This window comes from Bradyrhizobium sp. CCBAU 65884 (assembly GCF_028128835.1).
Classification (GTDB): domain Bacteria; phylum Pseudomonadota; class Alphaproteobacteria; order Rhizobiales; family Xanthobacteraceae; genus Bradyrhizobium; species Bradyrhizobium ottawaense.
In genome coordinates, this window is sequence record NZ_LBJU01000132.1 from 240754 (window position 1) to 264576 (window position 23823).

At 62.3% G+C, this 23823-nt stretch carries 21 protein-coding genes; 8 read left to right on the forward strand and 13 right to left on the reverse strand.

The features are described 5' to 3' along the window. Positions 1 to 12: 12 nt before the first annotated feature. The 6 genes from XI03_RS35940 to XI03_RS35965 form a co-directional block, all read right to left on the reverse strand. Positions 13 to 336, reverse strand: coding sequence for a DUF3240 family protein (locus XI03_RS35940; RefSeq protein ID WP_271594742.1), 324 nt, complete (start codon positions 334 to 336; stop codon positions 13 to 15). Continuing rightward, entirely contained in the window at positions 333 to 3407 is a 3075-nt protein-coding gene (locus XI03_RS35945; RefSeq protein ID WP_271594743.1) for an efflux RND transporter permease subunit, read from the reverse strand. Before XI03_RS35945 ends, XI03_RS35940 begins: the two co-directional genes overlap by 4 nt. 2 nt (positions 3408 to 3409) lie before the next feature. Beyond that, the gene (locus XI03_RS35950; protein WP_271594744.1) at positions 3410 to 4534 is read right to left on the reverse strand and encodes an efflux RND transporter periplasmic adaptor subunit; all 1125 of its coding nucleotides are present in this window, start codon (positions 4532 to 4534) and stop codon (positions 3410 to 3412) included. A 1048-nt stretch (positions 4535 to 5582) separates the two neighbouring features. Then, complete coding sequence (locus XI03_RS35955) at positions 5583 to 6968, reverse strand: sensor histidine kinase (protein WP_212504531.1); 1386 nt, start codon at positions 6966 to 6968, stop codon at positions 5583 to 5585. Further along, positions 6965 to 7630: a response regulator transcription factor gene (locus tag XI03_RS35960; RefSeq protein ID WP_038944198.1), complete on the reverse strand. Its 666-nt coding sequence runs from the start codon at positions 7628 to 7630 to the stop codon at positions 6965 to 6967. The genes XI03_RS35955 and XI03_RS35960 overlap by 4 nt, the downstream gene beginning before the upstream one ends. Beyond that, positions 7630 to 7938, reverse strand: a complete 309-nt coding sequence (locus XI03_RS35965) for a PepSY domain-containing protein (RefSeq protein WP_212504532.1) — start codon at positions 7936 to 7938, stop codon at positions 7630 to 7632. The genes XI03_RS35960 and XI03_RS35965 overlap by 1 nt, the downstream gene beginning before the upstream one ends. 148 nt (positions 7939 to 8086) lie before the next feature. Here XI03_RS35965 and XI03_RS35970 point away from each other — a divergent pair, with 148 nt between their 5' ends. Genes XI03_RS35970 through XI03_RS35980 form a run of 3 tightly spaced genes read left to right on the forward strand, consistent with a single transcriptional unit; the run spans position 8087 to position 9673 of the window. Next, on the forward strand, positions 8087 to 8359 hold the full coding sequence (locus tag XI03_RS35970) for a PepSY domain-containing protein (RefSeq protein WP_212504533.1): 273 nt from the start codon (positions 8087 to 8089) through the stop codon (positions 8357 to 8359). A gap of 10 nt (positions 8360 to 8369) precedes the next feature. Further along, positions 8370 to 8936, forward strand: coding sequence for a cytochrome b/b6 domain-containing protein (locus XI03_RS35975; RefSeq protein ID WP_271594745.1), 567 nt, complete (start codon positions 8370 to 8372; stop codon positions 8934 to 8936). 41 nt (positions 8937 to 8977) lie between these two features. Beyond that, positions 8978 to 9673, forward strand: coding sequence for a VIT1/CCC1 transporter family protein (locus tag XI03_RS35980; protein ID WP_212504535.1), 696 nt, complete (start codon positions 8978 to 8980; stop codon positions 9671 to 9673). A 331-nt stretch (positions 9674 to 10004) separates the two neighbouring features. Here the strand turns inward: XI03_RS35980 and XI03_RS35985 are convergent, their stop codons facing one another. From XI03_RS35985 to XI03_RS36000, 4 genes are read right to left on the reverse strand one after another with little or no spacing between them, the layout of a single operon-like run. After that, positions 10005 to 12713 (reverse strand): cation-translocating P-type ATPase, encoded by a 2709-nt coding sequence (locus XI03_RS35985; RefSeq protein WP_271594746.1) that lies wholly within the window; start codon positions 12711 to 12713, stop codon positions 10005 to 10007. Between the two features lie 20 nt (positions 12714 to 12733). Further along, a complete protein-coding gene (locus XI03_RS35990) occupies positions 12734 to 15019 on the reverse strand; it encodes a heavy metal translocating P-type ATPase (RefSeq protein ID WP_271594747.1) in 2286 nt (761 codons plus the stop codon). Positions 15020 to 15034: 15 nt separating this feature from the next. After that, positions 15035 to 15379 (reverse strand): c-type cytochrome, encoded by a 345-nt coding sequence (locus tag XI03_RS35995; protein ID WP_212504538.1) that lies wholly within the window; start codon positions 15377 to 15379, stop codon positions 15035 to 15037. A 23-nt stretch (positions 15380 to 15402) separates the two neighbouring features. Beyond that, complete coding sequence (locus tag XI03_RS36000) at positions 15403 to 15564, reverse strand: hypothetical protein (RefSeq protein ID WP_271594748.1); 162 nt, start codon at positions 15562 to 15564, stop codon at positions 15403 to 15405. A 272-nt stretch (positions 15565 to 15836) separates the two neighbouring features. On the opposite strand from XI03_RS36000, the gene XI03_RS36005 reads away from it, so the two are divergent. Together XI03_RS36005 and XI03_RS36010 are read left to right on the forward strand one after the other, a co-directional pair. Next, complete coding sequence (locus tag XI03_RS36005) at positions 15837 to 16289, forward strand: pyridoxamine 5'-phosphate oxidase family protein (RefSeq protein ID WP_212504540.1); 453 nt, start codon at positions 15837 to 15839, stop codon at positions 16287 to 16289. A gap of 151 nt (positions 16290 to 16440) precedes the next feature. Next, complete coding sequence (locus tag XI03_RS36010; RefSeq protein ID WP_271594749.1) at positions 16441 to 16797, forward strand: cytochrome c; 357 nt, start codon at positions 16441 to 16443, stop codon at positions 16795 to 16797. 39 nt (positions 16798 to 16836) lie between these two features. On the opposite strand, the gene XI03_RS36015 is transcribed toward XI03_RS36010, so the two are convergent. Beyond that, on the reverse strand, positions 16837 to 17541 hold the full coding sequence (locus XI03_RS36015; RefSeq protein ID WP_271594750.1) for a hypothetical protein: 705 nt from the start codon (positions 17539 to 17541) through the stop codon (positions 16837 to 16839). Between the two features lie 629 nt (positions 17542 to 18170). Here XI03_RS36015 and XI03_RS36020 point away from each other — a divergent pair. From XI03_RS36020 to XI03_RS36030, 3 genes are all read left to right on the forward strand, one after another. After that, positions 18171 to 18734 (forward strand): hemerythrin domain-containing protein, encoded by a 564-nt coding sequence (locus XI03_RS36020; protein ID WP_212504543.1) that lies wholly within the window; start codon positions 18171 to 18173, stop codon positions 18732 to 18734. Positions 18735 to 18831: 97 nt separating this feature from the next. After that, complete coding sequence (locus XI03_RS36025; protein WP_271594751.1) at positions 18832 to 19143, forward strand: c-type cytochrome; 312 nt, start codon at positions 18832 to 18834, stop codon at positions 19141 to 19143. Positions 19144 to 19692: 549 nt separating this feature from the next. Next, positions 19693 to 19974 (forward strand): hypothetical protein, encoded by a 282-nt coding sequence (locus XI03_RS36030; RefSeq protein WP_249150690.1) that lies wholly within the window; start codon positions 19693 to 19695, stop codon positions 19972 to 19974. A gap of 242 nt (positions 19975 to 20216) precedes the next feature. Here the strand turns inward: XI03_RS36030 and XI03_RS36035 are convergent, their stop codons facing one another. Further along, entirely contained in the window at positions 20217 to 21455 is a 1239-nt protein-coding gene (locus tag XI03_RS36035) for an efflux RND transporter periplasmic adaptor subunit (protein WP_271594752.1), read from the reverse strand. Between the two features lie 2 nt (positions 21456 to 21457). After that, positions 21458 to 23821: an ABC transporter permease gene (locus XI03_RS36040; protein WP_271594753.1), complete on the reverse strand. Its 2364-nt coding sequence runs from the start codon at positions 23819 to 23821 to the stop codon at positions 21458 to 21460. Positions 23822 to 23823 lie beyond the last annotated feature (2 nt).

Below are 23823 nucleotides of genomic sequence, written 5' to 3' on the forward strand. Positions count from 1 at the left end.
TCATAGAAAGCCTTATCGATTGGGGGCATTGATGACGCCAAATTCTGCGACGGGCAGGATCCAGTAGACGATCCTGGATCCGGCGAAGGTCGCCTTCAGCCGTTCGAGCAACTGCGCCGCCTCTTGCACTCCAAGAACGGTCCGCACCATCAACTCGTCGGCATGCCCTTTGACCAGCTCGGTCAACGTCTGCAATCGGACGTCGGGACCGTGCCCTGCGACGTCCGAGGCCGTAAAGCCGGAAACGAGATCGCGCTGCTCGCTGAGGAAGTTGAACAATTCGTCGCGAAGCGCTCGGCCGGCGATCAGCGTGAGACAGACGAATTCGGCACTCATTTGGCCTCCTTCATGCCGCCAAATCGGCGATATAGGATCGGCAAAAGGATCAGCGTCAAGGCGGTCGAGGAGACCAGGCCGCCAATCACCACGATTGCGAGCGGGCGCTGGATCTCCGATCCCGGACCGGTCGCAAACAGGAGCGGGATCAGGCCCAAGGCCGTGATGCTCGCCGTCATCAGGACCGGTCTGAGCCTACGCATGGCGCCATCCACGACAATGCGACCCTCCGGTACGCCGTGGGCGCGCAGTTGGTTGAAATAGGACACCAGAACGACGCCGTTCAGCACCGCAATTCCGAGCAGCGCGATGAACCCAACGGACGCAGGAACCGAAAGGTATTCGCCGGTAAGCACCAGGGCAAACACGCCGCCAATCACGGCGAACGGGATATTGACGAGGACCAACAGCGCTTGTCGGATCGAACCGAAGGTCGTGAAGAGCAGCACAAAGATCAGCCCAATCGCCACTGGCACCACGATCGAAAGGCGCGCCGCCGCGCGTTGCTGATTTTCGAACTGACCGCCCCAAGTCAGCCTGTAACCCTCCGGCAACGGCAACTCCGTGGCGACCTTCTGCCGGGCTGCCTCGACGAACCCGACCATGTCTCGACCACGCACATTGGCTCGCACAACGCTCATCCTATTTCCGTTCTCGCGATTGACCAAAACGGGACCGTCGACGCGCTGAATACGGGCGACTTGTGAGAGCGCCACGTGCTGACCCGAGGCAAGGGTTAGCGGGAGGCTGGCGAGCAGCGTCGGAGCCTCGCGCGTCGTTTCGCTGCCGCGAACGAGGATGGGAGTACGGCGCCCCTCTTCCAGCACCGTTCCGATCGTACGTCCCTCGATCTGGGTGCGCAGCGAATTAGAGATGGCGTCCACCGTCAGGCCGAGCCGTCCCGCCTCCATCCGATTCACGGCGATCGTGTAATATTGGGCACCCTCATTGAGCGTGGTGTAGACATCCTCAGCGCCGTCGATGCCGGACAAAATGGCGGATAGCTTACTCGCAATCTCATTGAGCTTGCCAATTTCAGCTCCAAAGATTTTCACCGCGACATCGCCGCGGACGCCGCTGATCATTTCCTGCACCCGCATGTCGATCGGCTGTGTAAAGCTGAGCGATAGTCCCGGGAAATTGCCGAGCACCTGCCGCAGCTCTTCAATCAGGGCAGATTTGTCGATTGTCTTTCGCTCATCTGCTGGCTTCAGAACCAGGAACGTGTCGGTCTGGTTAGGTCCCATCGGGTCAAGCCCGAGCTCGTCGGACCCGGTCCGGGCCACGATACTCTTGACGTCAGGGACCTTCGCGAGAATGGCCGACTGAAGTCTGGCGTTGATAGCGATCATTTCGTCCAGGTTGATCGATGGTAGCGCCTCGACACTGACGATGGTGTCGCCCTCGTCCATCGTCGGCATAAAGGTCTTGCCGAGCTGGGTGTAGGCATAGCCGGCAGCGACGAGGGCCGCGGCTGCCGCGATGACTACCTTGCGTTCGTTCTTCAGCGCCCAAGCAAGTGCGGGCGCATAGAGCCGCGACGCAAGCCGGATCAACCACGGTTCTTGATGCGACGTAGTCTTGAGGAGAAAGGATGTTGCTACGGGAATGACCGTGAGCGCCAAGAGCAACGACCCGCCGAGCGCGAAGATAATCGCGAGCGCGACCGGGATAAACAACTTCCCTTCAAGCCCCTCCAGCGTCAGCAGCGGCACGAATACGATCATGATAATCAGCACGCCCGAGGCGACCGGCTGAAGCACCTCGGAGACGGAGCGGTAGATGACATGAACTAGAGGCGCGGCCTTTCCCTGCGGCTCCTTACTCAGATTTCCGACGACGTTCTCGACCACCACCACCAGCGCGTCAATCAGCATGCCGATAGCGATGGCAAGGCCGCCGAGGCTCATCAAGTTTGCTGACATGCCGACCATGCGCATGACGATAAGGGCGATGACGATCGCGAGCGGCAGGCTTAGGGCGATCACCAGGGAGGCTCGCCAGTTGCCGAGAAATAGCAGGAGAAGGACGACGACGAGGACGGTTGCTTCGCCAAGTGCGCGGATAACGGTGCCAACCGCGCGGTCCACCAGCCGGCCACGGTCGTAAAAGACCTGGATACTGACACTTTGAGGGAGTGATTGCTTAATCTCGTCGAGGCGTGCCTGCACGTCGGCCACCAGTTGACGTGCATTGGCGCCTCGCAGACCAAGCACGAGGCCCTCGACCGTCTCGCCATGACCATCCGCGGTGACAGCGCCGTACCGTGTCAGTGCCCCTAGCTGGACGCGGGCGATATCCTTGACCCGGATCGGAACCCCATCTTTGGTATCGACGACGATTTGCCTGATGTCGTCGATGGTCCGAATGCTGCCTTCGATGCGCACGAGAGCGCTGTCTTCGCCCTGATTGACACGGCCGGCGCCGTCATTGCGGCTGTTCGTCTCTATCGCGCGCCGAAACATCTCGTAGGAAATGCCGCGGGCTGCGAGCGCATCGCTAAGCGGGACGATTTCAAAAGCCCGGACATACCCCCCGAGCGCGTTGACGTCGGCCACTCCTGGCACCATCCGCAGCGCCGGACGGATCACCCAATCGAGCAGACTCCGCCGCTCGGCCAGCGAAAGTTCAGCACCTTCGATGGTGAACATGAACATTTCGCCGAGCGGGCTGGTGATCGGGGCGAGCCCACCTGCCACCCCATCTGGCAAGTCACGGGTGATGTTGGCCAAGCGTTCGGACACTTGGTTACGCGCCCAGTAGATGTCTGTGCCGTCCTCGAAATCGACTGTGACATCCGCCAGGGCGTATTTGGTAGTAGAGCGCAGGATCTTCTTGTTTGGCAACCCAAGCAGTTCGAGCTCGATCGGCACCGTGACCCGCTGTTCCACCTCCTCCGGGGTGAGACCCGGCGCCTTCATGATGACCTTGACCTGGACGGGCGAGACATCCGGAAAGGCGTCGATGGGCAGGCTGGGCAACATAACCAGTCCGGCGCCGATCAATAGGAGCACACCAAGCGCTACGAAGAGCCGCTGAGAAAGCGAAAATGCGACAAGGCGTTCGAGCATGACTAGCCTGCGCCCAGCTTGAGCAGGATTCCGCGGAGCGCGGAGATGCCGCTGACCGCCACTTCGTCCTTGTCTGTGATGGGACCGGAGATCACGACATGGTCCTGGTCCTCCTCAAGTAACGTGACCGGCACCAGACGGAACCCGTCCTGCATTGCCACGAACACCGAGGCCTGCTCACCCCTCCGGATCAGCGCAGTGTAAGGGAGTTCCCAAGCGCTCTCCCGTTTGGAAACGAAGGAGATCCGAGCAGCAGCAGTCTGCCCCGGGCGCAAATCGCCTGAGTTCGGCACCTCGGCTCGGACCAGCACGGTTTGTGTAGCCGGATCGGTCGTTTCAGAAACCAGCACCACTTGGCCTAGAGTGTCATAGCCGTCGACCTCCACCTTCGCGCCTTGTCGAATGGCTTTGATATTCGATGCAGGAACCGCGATCTCGACCCATAGCGGAGAGAGCTGTGCGAGCTTGATCAGCGGTGCCGATTGCTCCACGCGTTGGCCAGGAGAAACAGCAATATCGATCACGGTGGCCGACCGCGGCGCGGCGACCGTTAGGGTCGCGCTGATTGCTGCCTCGCTAGTAAGTCTTGAGATTGTCTCATCCGAAAGGCCGCTGAGGCGCAGAACCTGCCGACGCTCCGCGACTACAATGCTTGCCTGTCGGGCCTCCGCCTGGCTCGCCTCAAGAACACGCTGTGCGACCGCATTGCCTTGGAACAGTTGGGTGTTGCGATTGAGTTGCTGGGCAACCAGAACTTCTTGCGCAACGGCATGTAAATAGTCACGCTGCTGCGACACAAAGCTCGGACTCTCCATAGTGGCGAGCGGCTGTCCTGCAACAACGCGATCGCCCCGCGCCGCTGAAAGATTGGTCACCATTCCGGCCACCGGAGCGCTAACGACCCACAATTGCGGGGTAGGAATGACGATCTGAGCGGGATAAGGCAGCGTCTTGTCGGTCGGGCTCGCAATGGGATGAACGACGCGAATGCCCAGGCTCGTTGCCTGCTCGGTGCTGAGCTTTAGTTGGTCCTCGGCCACCGAGTTGGACGGCAAAGCTAGGAACGCTATTGCAATCAGGACGCGGGTCCTGTTCAGCCATAAGAGCGCTGATGAACTCAGAAACATCGCGAAGATCCCATTGCAGTAACCGAAACTGAGGTCTTGGGGCGTAGACCGACTGTCGGCGCTCTGCAGGTCAAAGACTCATGGGCCCGGTCAGCAATCTGACGCTAACGGGCGCACGGAGCGGAGCGCTTCCAGGCAATGCTTTATGATGCACCCTCACTGACCGGAAGCTGTTGATCTATGTCAGCAATTTGTAAGGTCGGATCTGCGATGATGGATTGTTAATCGCGGCCTGCGCGATAGCGGTCAGGTACCCAGGAGAAACGCCGTGCTGCTGAAGAATCGCGCTGTTGCGGCGACCGTATTCGCTCTCTGTTTATTGGGCTTGCCCCAATCGGCGTCCTCCCATGGAGGCATTCGGCAAGATCCATGGAATCCTGCGCACCTGACCAATCTGCCTCCGGAGATACGAGACCAAGCAAAAAAATGGGAGACCGCGTGTGGCGCCCCGATCGCCGCTACACAACGATTTGCGCTTTACCTCACGACTCCTGGCACCCAATTCGTTGCTCTTCACTTCGATGATTTCCAGTGCCGCAACAGAGGGGTAGTTTGCAACGCATCAGGGTGTCTGCACGAAGTGTACGTGGCAGCCCGGGGACGATATCGGAAGGTGCTGGCTCTGCGGGCTCAGGATGTCCGCCTGGTGCGTGAGCAAGATACCGCCCTTCTGGAGGTGCAAGACAGCTCGGGCGGAGCGCGACGGATCCTTCGCTGGAACGGGTCTCGGTTCGTGACCCAGACCGGAGCAGAGTACCGGTAGCTCACTTCCGCGCTTGGAGAAGCTGGCTATGGAGCCGAAGTGGTACATCTCATTTGAACCGGCCAGTCGCGGAAAGGACCGAATTTACCGGCGCGAAACCAAGACCTTTCCTACAGAAGCTGAGGCGAAGGCATTTGCGCGGATGATCCTTGATAGCGCCCTTCGCGTTGCCGCAGGGACAATAAACCCCGTTCAGCCAAAACGAGTGATTGGATCTAAGCGAGGACTCTCTGAGTGGATTTCTGGGCGTTGACCAAATGCGACGTCAACCGGTGCGGCTCCAAATCAGGGAAGTGGGCCTGAAGGGCATCGCGCTCGGGACGCAGACCTCGAAGCGATCGTGGCCTTCAGCCCGCCAAGCTCCGACTTCGAGAGTTCCAATCTCCACTCGTATGCGTCCAGGACGTCCTGAACGATGGCAAGACCGAGACCCGCGGCACCTCCTCGCTCGTCAAGGCGAGTGCCGCGCTCGATCACGTGTGACAGGTGGGTCGATTCAATGCCTTCGCCGTCGTCCTCAACGGCAAGAAGCGGCCGATTGTCATCGGCGGTGATTCGGACGCATCCTGCAGCATGGCGGGCAGCGTTCTCGATCAGATTGCCGAGGATTTCCGCAAGGTCGGTCCTGTCCAGCGGCAAGCAAAGATCGTCGGCGACAACGTTCTCGAATCTTACTCGCGCACCCTCGGGCGTGCGGGACACAGTCGCGATGATAGACCCCACGAGCGGTTTCACGGAAACTGATGTCGCTATGCCGCCTCTGGCGCGCCCACGAACCCTGGCGCGGGCAAGTTCGCGGTCGACGTGGCGCCCCATGGCTTCGCCAACAGCCTCGATGTCCTTGGCAATATCGTGCTCGCCGCGCTCCCGGAGGCGCGAGGCATCGGCCGCAAGAGCAGCAAGGGGCGTCTTCAGCCCGTGCGCCAAGTCCGCGGCACGACCGCGGGACCGTTCGATTTCGTGTTCCTGCGCATCGATGAGTGCGTTGACTTCCTCGACGAGAGGGTGGACCTCGGTCGGGACGGAGGACGGCAGATGCCGAATCCGCCCCGTTCTGATATTGGCAACTCCGCGCCGCAGCGCGACTAGCGGACGCAAACCGACGCCGACCTGGACCCATGTCGCAAGCGCCAGCGCGCAGCCGAGCAGGACGAGCGCGATCGAAAGATCCTTGGCGAACGCCGAGCTTGCCTCTGACATCCTTGCGAGATCCTCGGCGACGGCAAGGCGGACGGTGATCGGCTTCCCCTCCGCAGAAAGCGTAACCGCTCGCTCGGCCACCAGAACGCGTTGGTCTCCGGGTCCTGACGCTTCATGCTGGTGCGTTTCGCCATGGCTCAACCGATCCGCCGGAAGCTCTACTACGGAATCCCACAGCGACCGCGAGCGAAGCAACTGCCCGTGATCATCGCCGACCTGCCAGTAGAGCCCGGAAAGAGGCTCCGCGAACCGTGGATCGACGGGAGGCTGCGTCAACACCAACTTGCCTTGGGGGTCGACATCGATATTCGAGAGAAGCTGCTTCAGATGGACGTCCAGATCTTGAGCGAGGGTGCGCGAAACATGGCGTTCGAAGAGGATAGCGAGCGCGCCGCCGGCGATCCCAAGCGCGATCAGGATCGCGACGATGCCGCCGGCGACAAGTCGCAGGCGGAGCGAATGCCGGTTCACGCGGGCTCCTCCGGCATCAGATAACCGAACCCTCGCCGCGTCTCGATTGCGTCAGCGCCTAGCTTCTTGCGCACGCGGCCGACCAGCACCTCAAGCGTGTTCGAGTCGTGGTCTTCACCGTGACCGTAGACGTTCTCGTCGAGCTCCTGCTGCGAGACGACCCGCCCGCGATTCCGGAGGAGATGGGCCACCAGCCGGTACTCGAGCGGCGAGAGCGTAATCGGCACGCCACGGCGCGTCACTTTCATCTGGCGTTCGTCCAGAGTGATTTCGCCGGCGGTCATGACCGAGGAGCCGTGCCCCGTTGCACGCCGCACGATCGACCGCAGGCGTGCCAGCAGTTCCTCCATCCGGAACGGTTTCGGTAGGTAGTCGTCTGCGCCGGCGTCGATCCCGTCTACCCGCTCGGCCCAGCTGCCTCGTGCCGTGAGGATGAGGACGGGCATGTGGCGGCCATTGGCGCGCCAGCGCTTCAGGACCGCAAGGCCATCCATGCCCGGCAGACCAAGGTCGAGGATGATAGCCCCGTAGTCCTCGGTATCACCGAGAAACCAGGCGTCCTCGCCGTTCGCAACCGTCTCGACCACGTAACCGGAGGCTTCGAGCGTGCGCGAGACATCCGACGCGATCCGCTGGTCGTCCTCAACAACAAGCACACGCATCACTTCTCCTTGGTCCGTTCGACTTCGCCGCTGCGGGCATCGACGTGGATGTCGAACAGCCGCCCCTTGTCGTCGATCACGCGGAACTCGTACATCCAGACGCCGGCTTCGCGTTCGAGCTTCACGCCGACGACGTCGCCGGGAAGCTTCTCCTTCACCGCACTCAGAATATCGGCGAGCGGACGAATTTCGCCGGCCTTGACGGCGCGTAGCGCGTCGTCATGGTCGCGCGCGAATGCCGGCGCCCCGCTGCCTGCGACCACAATCGCAAGGATAAGGGCGCAAATTCGGGGCGAGTACAAATTCATGAAGCAGCTCGTCATCGGGTAGATATAGTTGCCAGATATCAGCTGACAATTCGCTGACCTCACTCAACAGGCGCCGGTCAGGCCGCTTCTGGCAGATTGCCCGCATCGCCGACGCATGGTGCGGCCGGCAACCGTCAGGAGATAACCTATGCGCAAGATCGCCATTCTTACCGTCGCCGCCGTGACCCTCACCGCCGCCGGCGCCCAGGCCGGCAGCCTCGGCAAGCCCTGCACGTCGGCCCCCGAAGGCCAGTGGCTGCCGATGGCGCAGTTGCAGGCCAAGGTCGAGGCCCAAGGATACAAGGTTCAGAAAGCCAAACTCAAGAACGCCTGCGGCGAGCTCTACACGCTCGACAAGAACGGCAATCGGGTCGAGCTTTTCGTTGACCCGACCAACGGCCAAATCATCGGCCAGATGTAGCGGTCCGCAAATGAGAACCGTAAGCAACACGATCGAAGCCGGCGGCGCGATGCCGCCGGCCACGGTCAAGGTCTGGGATCCGTTCGTCCGGATCTTCCATTGGTCGCTGGTGGCGACCTTCGTGATCGCCTACGCCACCGGCGACGAGATGGAGCGGGTCCACATCGCGGCCGGCTACGCGATCGCCGGCCTCCTTACGATCCGCATCATCTGGGGCTTCGTAGGCGCGCGGCATGCGCGCTTTTCGAACTTCGTTCGTCCGCCGCGCGAGGTGCTCGCCTATCTTCGTGATGTCGCAATGCTCAGAGCTCCCCGCTACCTGGGGCACAACCCCGCGGGCGGTGCCATGATCGTGGCGCTCCTCGCCGCGCTGGTCGGCACGTGCGCGACGGGCTACATGATGACGACGGATGCCTACTGGGGCTCCAAGATGATCGAACACGTCCACGAATTCCTGGCCAACCTGGCCGTCGGCCTGGTCGTGGCGCATGTCCTTGGCGTGCTCATCGCGAGCTTCGAGCATCGCGAGAACCTGGTGGCTTCCATGATCTCCGGCCGCAAGAGGGCTGCCGACTAGGCAGCTCTCTTCAAATCCAAACCGCAACCAGGAGCGTTCCAGTGCCAGCCACCCCTCACATAGAAAAGCACTTCACCGCCTCGGAAAGCGTCCGTGACGTCGTGATTGGGATGGCCGACGGCTTGACGGTCCCGTTCGCGCTGGCGGCGGGTCTTTCGGCCGCCGTCACCAGCACGGACGTGATTGTCACCGCCGGTTTGGCCGAAGTCGTCGCTGGCGCCATCGCGATGGGCCTCGGCGGGTATCTCGCTGCGCGCACCGACGCGGAACATTATGCTGCCGAGGAACAGCGCGAGCACCATGAGATCGATCAGCTTCGCGAGCGGGAGATCGAGGAGGTGGAGCAGATCTTTCGGGAGTACGGCCTCGAAGGAGATGCACTCAAGTCGGTCGTTGGCGCGGTCTCGGCGAATCGTCAGCGATGGGTCGACTTCATGATGCGCTTCGAACTGGGACTGGAGCGTCCAGATCCGAAGCGCGCGCCGATCAGCGCCGCGACGATCGGAGGCTCATATGTGGTCGGCGGCCTGATTCCGCTCGTGCCCTACATGTTCACTCAGAACATCGGAACGGCCCTGCAGATCTCGGTCGCCGCGACTGGCGCCGCCCTGCTTTGCTTCGGAGCCGTCAAAGGACACTTCACCGGCGTCAACAAGATCAAGTCTGCCCTGCAGACGTTGCTGGTAGGCGGATTGGCCGCCGGAGCAGCGTACTGGCTCGCCCACCTGTTCGGATAGGCCCTGTACCCTCGTCGTTCTCCCATCTCGAAGGTCAGAAACGCAGCGCGCCCACACGTTATCCGCGACTAATCAGCCAGATGACGGCCCCGATGCAGATGATGCCAATCATGTAAGGTAGCAAGTAGCTTAACGTTGTCCTCACCTCAACCTCCCGAGCGCCTGTGTTTGCAGTTTTGGTACGTATAGGCATCTCAACGTGCGACCTCATCAGGGTGGCGCCTTAGCCGTGCAGCCCCGCCACAGTCGGCGCGCGTTCGGCAAGTAATTGCACGCTTCCACGCGGCCGAAGAAGTTTCGAAAACAAAAGGAAAATTAGCTTCCTTTGTCGCTATCGCACTCTCGGAATCAATCTGATGACCGCGCTGCCGGCTTGCGTGACGATTAGCGGCACCACGCTGAAGATAATCACGATCAACCACATTTCAGAGCTTGGGGGCGCAAGCTGCAATAGGTGCGCAGCCGACGGTAGGTAGGGTGGCACAGCAAGCAGCGTTGCACATAGCAAAAGCGCGCCCCACAACCAGGCGTTCCGCGTCACCTCGTTGACGAAGAGCGGCGAGCGCGGATCACGCATGTTGAACGCGTGCCAGAGCTGGGCAAAGGCGAGCGTGAGGAACGTGATAGTGACTGTTGATCGGGCATCGAGAGCGAGCCAGGCCGACGCAGCCAGCGCCCCGAAAGTGCCTGCGGTCAACGCCGCCCCGTGCAGGACGATGGTGATCCATTGCCGGCGGCCCAGAATCGGCTCCTTTGGATCCCGCGGCGGCCGCTTGAGGATGCCCTCCTCGCCCTCGCCCATGGCAAGCGCGAAAGCGGGGAATACGTCCGTCACCAGATTGAGATACAGAATTTGCAGCGGCAGGAGGGGCAAAGGAAGTGCCAGCGACACGGCGAGGCCGACCGCCAACACCTCGCTGAGATTGCAGGACAAGAGGTAGGCCACGAAGCGACGGATATTGGCGAAAATCACGCGCCCCTCGTGGATCGCCTTGATGATGGTTGGAAACGCATCGTCGAGCAGGATCATGGCAGCCGCTTCGCGCGCGACATCGGTGCCGCGCAAGCCCATCGCCACTCCGATATCGGCCTGCCGCAGAGCGGGGGCGTCATTCACCCCGTCCCCCGTCATGGCGACAATCTCGCCCGCAGCCTGATACGTCCGAACGAGAGCGAGTTTTTCATCTGGCGTTACTCTCGCGAAAATTCCGATGTCTTGGAGGGCAGGCTGCCCGGTTTCAATCATCTGCCTGATATTCTTGCCCTCCATGACATTCGAAACGTTCTCCCCAAGACCGACGGCTCGACCGATACTTTTCGCCGTCACCACGTGATCGCCCGTGACCATGACAACGCGAATTCCCGATTGCCGGCAGTCCTGGATGGCCGGTGGCACGTCGGCCCGGGCGGGGTCTTCCAAGCCGACAAGACCAGCAAGCACCAGCCTGTCATAGGGTGCGGCATCGGCCACCTGGTCGATTCTCGTCGCGCAGGCGAGCACCCGCAGGCCGTCATGGCCGAGCCGATCGGCTCGGCTGAGCCACTCCGCTCGCATGGTGTCATCAAGCGCGACCTCGCCATTGCCGACGGCTACGCGCGTCGTCGCCGCTAGGACCGCCTCGGGCGCCCCCTTCACGGCGATCAGTACACCCCTCCCATGCTCATGAACGGTCGCCATCATCTTGGCGACGGGATCAAAAGCATGCTTGCGCACGACGCCGCGCCCCTCCAGCAAGGTTGTCCGCCTGAAGCCGGCGCGTAGCCCAGCACGCAGAAGCGCGATCTCCATGGGATCCCCACTGCCGCGCTCCTCGGGACCATCGAGATGCGCGTCGTTGCATAGAACCGCGATCCGGAGCAATTCGGCCGCCTGCGGATCGCCTGCGACCTGCTGACCCTCGCCCCCCTCTGGAGCGCCGGTCCCGAACTCGATCTCGCCTGAGGGTGTGCAGAGCCGTCGCACCGTCATCCGATTTTCGGTCAGGGTACCGGTCTTGTCGGTGAGAACGACCGTTGTCGCCCCAAGCGTCTCGACTGCCGAGAGACGTTCGATCAGTGCATTTTGCTGTGCCATGCGCCACATGCCACGGGCAAGCGCAAGCGTCGCGACGATGGGGAGACCTTCCGGAATCGCGGCGACGGCGAGCGCGATGGCCGCCTCGATCATCAGGAGAGGGTCTTTGCCACTCAATAGACCAATGCCACCGATGATGGCGGCGACAGCGATAGTCGCCCAGACGAGTTGCACCGACAGACGCTCGAGCTTGCGCTCAAGGGGTGAATGACCCGGATCGGCCTCGAGAACTAGCCGCGTCACCCGCCCGAGTTCCGTGATGATTCCGGTCGCGACCACGACACCAGCGCCGGTGCCGCGCGTAATCGCGGTGCCCTTGAACGCCATCGACGCGCGATCGCCGAGACGGGTGTCTGCGCTGACCGGCTCGAACTGCTTGTCGACGGCGACGGATTCTCCGGTCAGCGACGACTCGTCCGTTGAAAGCCGAGATGTCTCGATAAGGCGCAGGTCGGCCGATACGGCATCACCAGCTTCCAAGACCACGACATCGCCCGGAACGAGCTCCTCGGCCGGGATCACATGAACCCGCCCCTCGCGTCGGACACGGGCGGTCCGCGTGCCGAGCGCGCGCAAAGCCTCGATCGATCGGACCGCCTTCAACTCGGTCACGAACCCGATCAGCGTGTTGATGGCAAGCACCGCAAAGATGGCGCTGCCCTCCTCGAGTTCGCCGAAATAAAACGCCAGGCCGGCTGCGCCGCTCAGGAGATAGACGACTGGACTCTTGAACTGGTGCACCAGCAGGCGCAGCACGCCGGCTGAACGCCGCGAGGCAATGGTGTTCGCACCGAAATGCTTTCTCCGTGCGTTGACCTCGGCTTCGGACAGCCCCTCCGTGCCGGTCACCCGGAACTGCCCGAGCAGTTCCGTCACGGACAGAGCATGCGGAAATTTCGGGAGTATCAGCGGGCCAACGACTTCCTTCTTCGCGATGGCTAACCTCCTTTGCGCCCGAACGGACATATTGTGTCGCTAAGCCGGGCCTAAGCCGCCACGGCTTCGTAGATGTCCTCTTCCTGAGCCGTGTGCAAGCGCACTAGCGTCTCGATGGCCTCGATCACCCGTTGCGCATCTCGCACGATATAGCGGTCGATTTTCTCCGAGGGCATGTCCTCGACGATTCGGCTGAGCAGCCGGGCAAGATGCAATATCTCCCGATGGGCGCGGCTCATGGCTGAGAGGCCATGGCGCTCGCGCAGCACCTGCGCAAGCTTCGGATAGACGCTGTCTTCGTCGTCGCGCTCGTGTTTCACGACGCTGCTCTGAACCAGCCGCTGGGCCTCCCCGATCAACGTCCCGGCCGATTCGGGCGTCACGTCGTCCAGGGCGTCGACGATTTTGCGCAGGCGATCCAAATCCCTGAACAAGGTCTGATGATCGTGATGCAATCTCAGCCCCTGCTCCGGGGTGATGCGACGGCCACCAGCGCCGAGGGCCGGAGTGAGCGCGCGCAGCGCGTTCAGAATAACGGCGACATCGATCACCTCCTGCGCGATCGCCGCCGGCACCGGGGCGAGCCAACCCAGAGTGGCAGCGACCATCGCGACGAGCGAGAGCCCCATGCCGACGACAATACTTTGCAGGGCAATCCGCCGCGCCCGCTGCGCAATTATGATCGCTTCGCCCACACGGTCGAGGCGGTCGGCCAGGATCACCACATCAGCCGCTTCAGACGAAGCGCTGGCGCCCCGCGCCCCGAGCGCGACCCCGACGTCGGCTACGGCCAGCGCCGGGGCGTCGTTGATACCATCGCCGACCATGATGGTCGGATGCAGCCGTTGCTCGCCTCGCACCGCCTCGACCTTGTCGGAAGGGACGCGGTCGGCCAGCACGGAATCGAGGTCGAGTGCCGCACCGATGGCCTGCGCCGCCGCGGCGCGGTCGCCGGTGACCATCACCATGCGCGCGACGCCTGCATCGCGCAGCAGCCGAATCGCCCGCGGCGTATCGGCCCGCAGCTCGTCCGCCAGAAGCAACGCGCCGATCGTACGCCGATCCACGGCGACAAAGACAATCAGCGCCGAGCGCCACGAGGCGCGCCGGATAGCTCGCAGTTCCCACGGCGACGGCTCGGCATTTGCTGCAAGCATCTGCCGCGAGCCGGCGATGACATGCCGTCCATCGATCAGGCCGCTCAGTCCCGAGCCCATCGCCTCCTTGACCTGTTCGGGGGCCTTCAGGGCGAGACCGCGATCTACGGCGGCTGCGACCACCGTCTTGGCGAGCACGTGATGCGAGGCCTGCTCAAGCGATGCCCCGAGCCTGAGAACCTCGTCGGGATCCTCTCCCGGCGCGACCTCGATGGAAAGCAACCGCGCGCCTCCGACGGTCAGGGTGCCCGTCTTGTCAAACAGCACCGTGTGTGCGCGAGCCAGCGCCTCCAGCGCCCCACTGCCCTTGGCCAGGATGCCGCGGCGGGCCGCTTGCGCCACGCCGGCAATGAAAGCGACCGGCGCAGCCAGGATCAGCGGGCAAGGCGTCGCCGCCACCAGCACAGCGAGGCTGCGGGTCAAATCTCCAGAGATGCGCCACGCCATGAAGGCGAGGACGAGCGTCACCGGTAGAAGGATCAGAGCATAGCGATCGGCCATCCGTACAAAGGGAGCCTTTGCCGTCTGCGCCGCCGTCACCATACGCACGATGCCAGCGTAGGTGCTCTCGCCGGCCGGCGCAGTCACGGTCAATTCGAAAGTCTCACCCGCGTTCAGCGAACCTGACAGAACGGCACTCCCACGCGCTTTTTCAACCGGGATTGGTTCGCCAGTAACGGCGGACTCGTCGATGGTGGCCAAAGCCGAGCCGACGATTCCGTCGACCGGAATGATCTCACCGGCCCGGACCAGGAGTCCTTCGCCGACCGAGATTGCATCAACCGGAACATCTTCAATCCGTTCGCCGCTCTTGCGATGGGCCTGGCGCGGAGCACGATCTACCAGCGACCGCAGGTCGCGCTCCGCGCGAGCGACCGCGATGTCTTCCAGCATGTTGCCGCCGGAATACATCAACGCGACCACGGCCCCTGCAAGCGGCTGGCCAAGCGCCAACGCCGCGCTCATGGACAGCAGCGCAATAGCGTCCACACCAAGGCGACCGCTCAGAAGATCCCTGACGATCGAGACCGCCAGTCCTCCTATCACGGGCGCCGTGCCGATTGCCCATGCGAGGTCGGCCAGATCAGGCCGACGCGCGGCTCGCGCAAGAATACCCGCGGTCAATCCCGCGATTGCGATCGCAACCAGGGCCCATCGCAGAACCCGCTCAAACGACATGGTCTCATTCCGCAGCTACTTGCGTCCCGGTTTAGGTGGTTCCTGAATTGATTTCATGTAGTTCAGGGCTGCTACCGCATCATCCCTGTTGAAGCGAAAGGTCGGCATCGAGGGATAGATGCTGCTGTAGCCCTCCTGTAGTCGCTCCAGGAAGTCGCTATCGTAGAGCTTGGTTTCGCTAAAGCTGCGAAAGGGCGGCGCTTGCCTGTTAGGACTTGCCCCGGTCCTGCCAACTGAGTGACAGCGGGCGCACATTCTTTGCAGCAGCTGCTTGCCATGCTGCTGTTCCCCGTCGAGCGCGCGGGCGCCGCTGCTCGACCAGAGAGCTATTGTCGCAAGTATTAGCAAGCATCGCATCATCGCAGTCGTTCTCGCGAAACAGTTCACCAGCGCGAGGTTGCCTTGCCGTAAACATAAAGCGCAACCAACCCGACAGTTACCGCCGTCGAGAAGATCAAAATATTTCGATCCCAATCGATTCGCTCCTTCTCGGTTCTTCTGAAAGCCACGGCCGAGAATAGAGCTTTCATGGCAAATCGGCGCATCGAAGCAGCCCTCCTACCCACATGATGTCGCCGCCTTTGAAAGCCAGCTTGATGCAGCTCAAAGGGTGAGCCAGGGTGGTGATCGGGCTCGCTATAGCGACAAGTATGACCGCCAAATGGCACCGCGCCTGCCGAAAGCGATTGGCGCGATTGCCCCGGGCGTATGGGCACGCCGACTGCGCCCAGGCTTGGCGGCCGTTCCTCCACACTTGACCTGCCTCAAAACGTGCCCGCTGCGACGGGGCTAAACTGATTAAAATCGGAGGCGTCCAATGGACGAAGCGTTCAGGCGGAAAATCCTTCGGCTTCTGGATCAGCACCGAACCACGAGGATCGCGACGTTACGACCTGACGGCTGGCCCCAGGTTACCACTGTCGGCTACGCCAACGACGGGCTCGTCATCTATTTCCTTTGTGGAGCGGACAGCCAGAAGGCAGCCAACCTGGCGAGGGACGATCGGGTCTCGCTAACGGTGGACGACGATCCCGCCCAGGTGATGGACATCGCGGGTCTATCGATGGCGGCACGCGCGAAGCTCGTAACGGATCCCACCGAATTCGAAAAAGCCTTGCGGCTCCTGATCTCGCGATATCCGAACCAAAAGGGCCTTGATCTCCCCATGCCGAAGACTTCGGATGTCTGCGTCTTCCGAGTGACACCGACGATCGTCTCCCTGCTCGACTACTCAGAGGGATTTGGACATACCGACCTGATCGCGTGCTAAGGAGCCGCGGCCGCCGCCAAGGCGCGGTGCGCTCCGCATTTCGCCCGCGTTCGCCGGAACAGCCGATCGGCAGGCGGTTTTGGCGATGAGGGGGCCTGCAGGGGCTCGCGCGATGTTGCTTTGAGTGCCCGACCGCCAGTTGAGACAAAACATGTTCCGCAGCATACGAGCCGATATTAGTCTCGCGATCCTGATCGCACTGGCAGCGTTGTTTCTCGTCCGCGTGCACAAAGCTGATGCAGCTAAACTTGCTGCAGATAGGGCGTTGCAAGGACGTCGCCTTGCGGAAGCATGGTGCAAGCCGTGCCATGCAATCGAACCGCACACGGCGAGGATATCAGATCAGGCACCGGGCTTCGCGGCAATCGCAAACAGGCATGGAACGACGGCTCTTTCGCTGAAAGTGTTCCTGAAGACCAGCCACCAAAGCATGCCAAACCTGGTCATCGCGCCTGATCAGGCCGAAGCTCTCGCGAATTATATCCTTAGCCTAAAGACCCAGGACTAGAACGCTGATCGGCCCCAACCGTGACAGTAAGCTGAGGTCTTAGCGAGCCCGGTCGGCTTGCAAGGTCTCGAAGAACGCCACGATCGCGTCAATCTGGTATTCGACGAGCTTTGGCTTGAGCATAGCCTGGTTCGGGCCTACGCGACGGTGGTTTGACGTCAATAGCTGTCGGAGATCGTTGGCTGAAAAAGATGGCCGACTGGCAATTTCGCTGAAGCTTGGCGCGGGGAAACGAAAAGCCGGCGTCTCCCTTGAAGAATCCGAGATGACGTGACAGAGGCCGCAGGTCCCGCGAGCGAGCGCGCGCCCCTCCGCAATCTGATCCACGAACAGTTGATCGCTGAACGGCGAGTTGGCCGGCACCTGAATGGTGATCGAACCGAATCCGCTGGCGCGGTGGCAGGCATTGCATCCGTTCGTGAGATCCGAGTAAGCCTTGGCAAAAGCCGTAGCATCCCTCTGTTGGATCGCGTGATCCAGAGCTTGCAGCTGTTCGGTCGTTTGAGACGATCGCACGCTTTCGGAGGACGTTGGCGTTGCCTTCTGCAAATTTTCCTGGATCTGTCGAAGCTCGTAATTCGCCAAGTCCCAGTTGCTGAGCTTTCCGGCAAACCATAATTTGATATGTTGGAATTGTAGCGCGATCATAAGGTCGGATCGCTGGGTTGACGTGCTGCCAGAGGGCAGGTTCACCTGTGCTCCCGCATTGAATAGCGGGAGCATCGCAGCAATCGCGGCGATCATCAGAGTCCGCAACTTCATGGCAGCGCTTGAAATGGATGAGGCACGAAAGCATCCTTGTGGATAGGCCCGGGCCTATTTTATCAGACAAGCAGGTTCGTAAAGAATGGTTTGGCGATGTCGGCGGCTGACGAATCCGTCCCGTCCGACTCGACAGCGGTGACAAATTCGCTTTTACAATTCCAGCAGCGCCAGAGCTCTTGGGCTTCCTGAGCATCAATGCGTTCGCGCCACTCGAGGTGCACTAACCCGGAACCACAGCGAGGGCATTTTTCGTTATGTAGTGCTGAGACCGGTGCCATATGGAACCTCCCTCGTGTCCGGTGCGCAGCATGCGATGTTGGCAGTATGGCGAAATGATCTAGATCAACGATTTGTCCGTTCTCCGGTAGCTGATGTGGGCGCAGTCCTCGACCACATGAGTTCTATTCAGGAAGCACCTAATCCGAAACAATCGAACCCGCCTTCGTCTACGGTCCCCTAATGGCGTGCGGCTGGTCGCCGAGCCTGCCCGGGCGAAGCTCATTTGAGCGCGTGGCTGCATGCTAAATCTGACCAGTTTTGATCTGTCGCAAAGCAGATATAGGCCAGAGGATCATTCTTAAAAACGGTTCACTCAGTGGAGTGTTGCCATGATCATTGAACGCCTATCCCAAGAGCATCGCAATATCGAGACGCTGCTCGCCATCCTCGAGCGGGAACTCGAGGTGTTCGACCGCGGAGAACGTCCCGACTACGAGGTCATTCGCGCGGTGATTAGCTATTTCGAAGTCTACCCGGAAGTGTATCACCATCCCCAGGAAGACCGAGTCTTCGCCAAGCTAAAAACACGCGATCCAGCTGCTGCTGCGAAGGTCGGCGATCTGGCTCGCGAACACCAGAAAGGGGCCCAGCTCTTACGTCGCGTCGCTCGGGCGGTCGATAGCGTACTCGCAGATCGGGAAATCCTTCGTGAAAATGTGGATATCATCGTTCGCGATTTTATCGCGCACGAGCGCCGTCACGTGATGATGGAAGATCGCGATTTCTTTCCCGCTGCGCTTAGTGCACTCAAGCCACAGGATTGGACCGAGATCGCCTCGGCGGAAACCGGTCTTAAGGATCCGCTGTTCAGCGATGTTGCCGAAGAGCGGTTCGATGCGCTACGCGCACATATTCGTCGGCTGGAGCAAGAGGCTGAAGCCGAACGAAAGTAGCCGCGTTTTCTCTGGCCATAAGGTTCCCAATAGCGAATACGCCGACCAAATGCACAAGGGCTGATAAGCCATCTAGCCGAAACGTAAAAGACCTACCATGTCCGAAGCACTCAAATCCTCCTTCTTCGTATTTCTCGCGTTCGCGATTCTGGCGCAATCCGCGGTGGCCGATCCACAACGCGGCAAGGACATCGCAAAACGCTGGTGCTCAAACTGTCATGTCGTCGAGCCCGGCCAGACGAATGCCATCGACCATGCGCCGCCATTCAGCCAAATCGCGCGAACGCCCGAGTTCGATCAAAACCAACTCGCGTTCCTGCTGCTCAAGCCGCACCCCAATATGCCAAGCCTGTCGCTCCAGCGATCAGAAACATCGGATTTGGCCGAATACATCCGCTCACTCAAGTAAGAAAAGCCGAAACGCATCGGAGGCTTGAGGTATGCTGCGCGTTGAGTTGATCAGGGACCTCGCGACCGAGCTCCAGAAGGAGCTATTTGCAAGGCGTTCCCTCTTTCGGCTTGGTAGCACAGGTCGTGTTTCTGTCCGCCGGCAACGCAAGGACGATCTTGTTTGCGCGGTTCTGCCGTCCTCATCGTGGCTTGAGGCAGGTCAAGGCTAACCGCCGGCTCGAGCCTATACTAAAATTGCACCGAATGGCATTCGCGCGCGCCGGTGCCGTTACGGTTGCCGAGCCTCGGACTCCTTGGGTCCTCGACCGCGACCATGGGTCGGCTCCTAGAGCAGCTCCGCCGGCCCGTTCGGTAGCACTAAGGTCGCCGGTTGGATCGCCGAAGCCCTGAACTGAACGGAAAGTGGAAATCGGCCTCGGCGCTCCTTCTGGAAGCCGGGGCTGATTTGCGTCCGGCCCATTCAAGCCGGGGCAGCGGGCTGTCGCAGGCTAGGCCCGTCTGCCGACCGATCAAGGCGTGTTCGGGGGCACTCGAGCAGGAGAGCCATATGATGTCCGCCAACCTTCACACAGACGACCTCGCCGCCGTCGTGCGTTATGCACTCGAGACCACCCGGGCCACGATGGTCTGCCCTTTCCACGAGGAGGTGGTCATCCGCGTGGGTGACGATGCCGCCGAGAGCCATGCCTTCGAACGCGCCAAACGAATCGTTAGGAGCGACGGCGAGGGCTGGCCATCGGACGCTCTCAGGGAAGAGTTCGGCCGTCAGCTCGGCACCGCCGAGGACGGTCGATGCCCGGAATGCGATCGGCACGATCCGCACGACTAACTGTGCGCGGAGCAGGTGCTGCCGCAGAGCCACCGCTCGTTCAGGTCGCCAAAAGCGAGCGCAGCCAGACCAGTCTCAAGATCGCTCTCTCGGCGAATGGCTGCAGGAGTGGACGCGCTCGGCATAGTGGTGCGAACAGCGACGGCCACTGGACCGGATGCGGCGTTCTGCGTGCACGATGGCGCCGAGGAACGCTATATCGCTGCATGCTACTGCAATTTGAAGGTCTGAGGCACGTCTACTTATGGTACGCCTCGCTGCGCAATCCTGCTTCCGTCGGCAATTCGGTCGCTCGGATGTACGACGACCTGATCCCCCTCAGTCAATCCAGACATCACCTCGGCGAACCGATTGTTGCGGTGACCAATCTGAACTGGCTTGGCCCGCGCACGGCCGTTCTCATCGGCAAAAACGGCCCACTGATCACCCTGTCGGAATAGGGCGCTTACCGGCACAGCCACGACGCCCTGAGCGCTCCAAGTGGTCACGTGGACGACCACACGGTAGTCGTGTCCCAGTTGCGACCACGCCTGCGGCGGGTCACTGAAGTCGATGGTCACACGTACCCGCTGTTCCTCGATGCCTAGCGCCGAGACCTTCAGGAAGCCCGCCGGATCCACGCGAACCACCTTCCCCTTGATGGTCTGTCCGCCCCAACCGTCGATCCGGACGGGAGCGCCGACCTTGATCTGAACCGCATCGGTCGAGAGCAGGTCCGCCACGACCTCGAGATCGAGCGGGTTGCCGATGTCGACGAGGCGCGTCCCGGGCAGGACCGTCGCCTCACTGTCCTGAAGAATCGCCAACACGCGTCCGCTCGCCGGCGCCAGCACCCGTATGCAGCAGGTCGGCTCCGCAGAGGGCGCCGCGTTGGCCGGGTCCATCAATCGAGCAGCCAGGCTGGTCCGCACCGCGCGGCGCATCTCGACCTGGGCCTTGGCGCTCGCCAAATTGGCCTCGCTCGTCGCCACCTCGAACTTCGCCTTATCGAAGGCCTGCGCCGAGGTGGACTGCGTCCGCAACAGCGCCTGCGCCCGTTGAAACTCGGTCTTGGAGAAGTCCAGGGCAGCCTGGATCCGCTGCACCTCGGCTTCCTGCTGCTGGATCGCAGCGTCCGCGGCCAGCACCTCGGCCTGAAGCTGGTCGCGCGAGCGCACGTCGATGAATCCCGGCAGCGCCGGCTGCATCAGGGCGACGACGGTCTGGTTGGCTACGACCTCGTCGCCGACGTGAAGCGAAGGGCCCTGTTCGCCGAGCGGATGCGAAATCCTCAGCACTTTTCCGGCGATCGGCGCCGAGACGGTGTAGACGTGGCGGACGTGGGTCTTGCCGTCGTCGTCCGCCGTGACTTCGATGGGCCCCTTCGCGACAGTCGCGAGGTCCACCAGAACGGGCCGGGGCCAGGCGAACCACGCCAGTCCTCCTGCGATCGCAGCCAGTGCCGCAGCGCCGATGATGCGTTTGGTCCACTGTGTCGGCATGGCTAGTCTCGCGTCTTGAGGACCGCGACGAGGTCCAGGTTGTCGATGCGTCGGCGGATAACGGTGGCGGAGGCGATGGCTGCCAGCATCACGACGGATGTGGCGACCACGTAGGTCGAGTGTTCGACGACGAGGCGGACGCGCATCAGTTCGCCGGCGAGGTTCGTCTTCATCACCCAAGCTAGGCCATACCCCATCAGCCAGCCGGGCGGCTGCGCAATCAGGGTCAGGATCGCGAGCTCGAGCAGCAGGATGCGCAGCACCTCGCCGCGCGTGAAGCCGAGCACGCGAAGGCTGGCCAATTCCCGCGCCCGTTCGGACAGCGAGATGCGGGCGTTGTTGTAGACGACGCCGAACGCGATCACGGCGGCAAGCCCGGTGTAGATGCTCGCCATCGTCGTGACGAGGAGCGCGACTGTCTTGCGGAAGTTCGCCAGAGAAACGCGCTGCAGCGCCACGCCTCCGACCGTCGGCATGGACTTCACCGCCGCGTAGAAGTCTTCCTTGCGGTTCTCGTCGAGACTAAGGTTCACGCTGGTCACGACGGGGGCCTCGCGCATCAACTTGCCGAGCGCCTCGATATCCATCATCCCCCTAATGCCGAAATAGTCCTCGACGGTCGCCACAATCGGCATGCTCACCGTGCGACGGGCGCCCTCCAGCAGGTCGACCTCGACCGTGTCCCCGGCCCCCACCCCGAGGATGTGCCCGAGCATGGCGGAGATGGCGAGGCCTGTCCCGGGGAGCGCGACCGGCCGAAGATCGGCATCGATGATGCGCCTCAGATCGGCATCGGAGGGCCGGCCGCTGATGGTGATCCTGCGTTCGACGTTGCCATGGCGGATCCGGACGGGCACCTCACGGAACGGCTCGGCCGTCAGCACGCCCGGCAGGCGATTCACCTGCTGCACGACGTTCTCGATCCGCTTCTCGGCGAAGCCGATGGTCGCGTCCTGCCGGTCGGCGAGGAAGTAGGTCACGTCGATCAGTTGCTCCATGGTGTCGCGCGTGAACAGCGAGACGACCAGGATCGCGGTCGCAAGCGCTATCCCAAGCGCCGTGAAGGCCGCGCGGACCGGATGGCGCGCGATGTTGCGGATCATCATCAGCGTCGGCTGCGACACGACCTGGTCGAGCTGGATGCTCGCCGGGAGCAGCCGTCGGTACACCGGAGGAGCCGGCGGTTGCATCGCGACGGCGGGCGGCAGCTTGACCACCTCGCGCAGCGCCCGCAGCGCGCCGATCGCGGCGGCGGCCGCGCTGAGCGCGCCGGCGGTGACGAACAGGTCCGGCGCCTTCGCGAACACCAGGAACGGGAAGTGGAAGAAGTCGCCGAACAGCGCCGTGACGCGCAAGCCCAGCCACGTGCCGGCGACACCGCCCAGGATGACTCCCATCACGACGATCAGCGCCACGAACTTGAAGTAGTGCAGCACGATGGTCCTGTCGGCGTAACCCAGCGCCTTCAGGAGCCCGATCTGCTCGCGCTCGAGCGCGACCAGCCGGGTCAGGGTGAGATTGACCAGGAAGGCGGCGACCAGGAGGAATATCGGCGGCAGCGTGCGGCTCATGTTGTTGAGCATGTCGAGCTCATGATCGAGCCAGGCGTGCGAGGTCTGGTCCTTCCGGCCATGGGCCGCCTGCCCGCCATAGGGGTCGAGCAGGGCGTCGAGGCGCGAGATCACCTCGCGCTCGGAGGCGCCCGGCTGCAGCTTGACCGACACCGCCGAGAAGGCACCGTCGAGATCGCAGACGCCGGCGAGCGCCTTCTCCGACATCCAGACGATCGCGTAGCGGCGATCATCCGGCATCAGGTCGCCCGGTCCGACCGTGTAGACGAACTCGGGTGACAGCGCGGTGCCGACGATGACGAGCTCGCGCTTTTTGCCGTTCAGGATGGCCGAGAACCGCGCCCCTTCCGAGAAGCCGTGAGCGCGGGCGAACGGCTCGTTGACGACGACCTCCTCGGACCGTCCCGGCTCCGGAAGCCGCCCGGAACGGATGTAGAGCCGATTGAGATGCGGCTCGCCATTGTCGGGCAGCGAAACGAAGTGCCCGCTCGCGGGCTCGGAGAAGCCGGGGATGTCGAGCAACGCCTGCTTGGCGATGCGCGTGTCGACGGCGGCGACGCCCGGAATCTCGCCTATCCTGTCGGCGAGCGCCTTGGGTGCCCGCTTCGCCTGGGCGAACACATCGCCGAAGCCGTAACGTTCGTAGTACGCGATCCGTGTCTCTTCCAAGGAGCGATGCGATCCGACGGCGAGCACCAGCGTCGCAACCCCGCCGCCGACGACCAGCGCGACGGCGAGGACCTGCGCCCAGAGCCGTCTGACGTCCCGAAACAGCTTGATGTCGAGCGCTCTCATGA

Bases quoted from the DNA above. Each gene is read 5' to 3' on its own strand.
- XI03_RS35940 (WP_271594742.1), bottom strand. From the start codon at position 336: ATGAGTGCCGAATTCGTCTGTCTCACGCTGATCGCCGGCCGAGCGCTT.
- XI03_RS35945 (WP_271594743.1), bottom strand. From the start codon at position 3,407: ATGCTCGAACGCCTTGTCGCATTTTCGCTTTCTCAGCGGCTCTTCGTA.
- XI03_RS35950 (WP_271594744.1), bottom strand. From the start codon at position 4,534: ATGTTTCTGAGTTCATCAGCGCTCTTATGGCTGAACAGGACCCGCGTC.
- XI03_RS35960 (WP_038944198.1), bottom strand. From the start codon at position 7,630: ATGCGTGTGCTTGTTGTTGAGGACGACCAGCGGATCGCGTCGGATGTC.
- XI03_RS35965 (WP_212504532.1), bottom strand. From the start codon at position 7,938: ATGAATTTGTACTCGCCCCGAATTTGCGCCCTTATCCTTGCGATTGTG.
- XI03_RS35970 (WP_212504533.1), top strand. From the start codon at position 8,087: ATGCGCAAGATCGCCATTCTTACCGTCGCCGCCGTGACCCTCACCGCC.
- XI03_RS35975 (WP_271594745.1), top strand. From the start codon at position 8,370: ATGAGAACCGTAAGCAACACGATCGAAGCCGGCGGCGCGATGCCGCCG.
- XI03_RS35985 (WP_271594746.1), bottom strand. From the start codon at position 12,713: ATGTCCGTTCGGGCGCAAAGGAGGTTAGCCATCGCGAAGAAGGAAGTC.
- XI03_RS35990 (WP_271594747.1), bottom strand. From the start codon at position 15,019: ATGTCGTTTGAGCGGGTTCTGCGATGGGCCCTGGTTGCGATCGCAATC.
- XI03_RS35995 (WP_212504538.1), bottom strand. From the start codon at position 15,379: ATGATGCGATGCTTGCTAATACTTGCGACAATAGCTCTCTGGTCGAGC.
- XI03_RS36000 (WP_271594748.1), bottom strand. From the start codon at position 15,564: ATGCGCCGATTTGCCATGAAAGCTCTATTCTCGGCCGTGGCTTTCAGA.
- XI03_RS36005 (WP_212504540.1), top strand. From the start codon at position 15,837: ATGGACGAAGCGTTCAGGCGGAAAATCCTTCGGCTTCTGGATCAGCAC.
- XI03_RS36010 (WP_271594749.1), top strand. From the start codon at position 16,441: ATGTTCCGCAGCATACGAGCCGATATTAGTCTCGCGATCCTGATCGCA.
- XI03_RS36015 (WP_271594750.1), bottom strand. From the start codon at position 17,541: ATGATCGCCGCGATTGCTGCGATGCTCCCGCTATTCAATGCGGGAGCA.
- XI03_RS36020 (WP_212504543.1), top strand. From the start codon at position 18,171: ATGATCATTGAACGCCTATCCCAAGAGCATCGCAATATCGAGACGCTG.
- XI03_RS36025 (WP_271594751.1), top strand. From the start codon at position 18,832: ATGTCCGAAGCACTCAAATCCTCCTTCTTCGTATTTCTCGCGTTCGCG.
- XI03_RS36030 (WP_249150690.1), top strand. From the start codon at position 19,693: ATGATGTCCGCCAACCTTCACACAGACGACCTCGCCGCCGTCGTGCGT.
- XI03_RS36035 (WP_271594752.1), bottom strand. From the start codon at position 21,455: ATGCCGACACAGTGGACCAAACGCATCATCGGCGCTGCGGCACTGGCT.
- XI03_RS36040 (WP_271594753.1), bottom strand. From the start codon at position 23,821: ATGAGAGCGCTCGACATCAAGCTGTTTCGGGACGTCAGACGGCTCTGG.